Source organism: Streptomyces hilarionis (genome assembly GCF_024539675.1).
Lineage (GTDB): Bacteria > Actinomycetota > Actinomycetes > Streptomycetales > Streptomycetaceae > Streptomyces > Streptomyces hilarionis.
On sequence record NZ_JAHHIT010000029.1, the window covers coordinates 1 to 548 of the forward strand.

A 548-nucleotide genomic window follows, 5' to 3' on the forward strand; every position below is an offset into this window, starting at 1 on the left:
GCCGAGGTCGCGTTGCCGTCGGGAGAAGTGGACGCGGCTGCGGGGTTCGGTCTGCACCCGGCGCTGCTGGACGCCGCGCTGCATGCCGGCGCCTTTGCTCAGCCACACGGTTCGGGCGACGAAGGCGGAGGCGTACGGCTGCCGTTCGCGTGGAGTGGTGTGTCCCTTCATGCTTCGGGTGCGTCGTCGTTGCGTGTGCGGCTGACGTCGACGGGTGCGGAGTCGCTGTCGCTGGACCTGGCCGACGGTGCGGGTGTTCCGGTGGCGTCGGTGGAGTCGCTGGTGTTGCGGACCGTCTCCGCAGAGCAGCTGAGGCCGTCTGGGGGCGGCGGTGATGACGCGTTGTTCCGGGTGGAGTGGTCGCCGCTGTCGGTGGCCGGCGATGTGGATGGGCATGCCGTTGGTGGTGTCGAGGTCCTGGATGTGCCGTCGGCGGAGTTGGATGCCGGGGCGGTGCGTGAGGTGACGGCGGGTGTTCTGTCTGCGGTGCAGTCGTTCCTGACGTCTTCGGCGTCGGGTGCGGGTGCGGGTTCGGGTTGTCTGGTGGT

1 protein-coding gene is annotated in these 548 nt (G+C 69.7%); it reads left to right on the forward strand.

Annotated elements, in window-relative coordinates:
* Nucleotides 1–27: 27 nt before the first annotated feature.
* The coding region (locus KMS84_RS04900) for a polyketide synthase dehydratase domain-containing protein (RefSeq protein ID WP_256914781.1) at nt 28–548 on the forward strand (521 nt) is incomplete at its 3' end.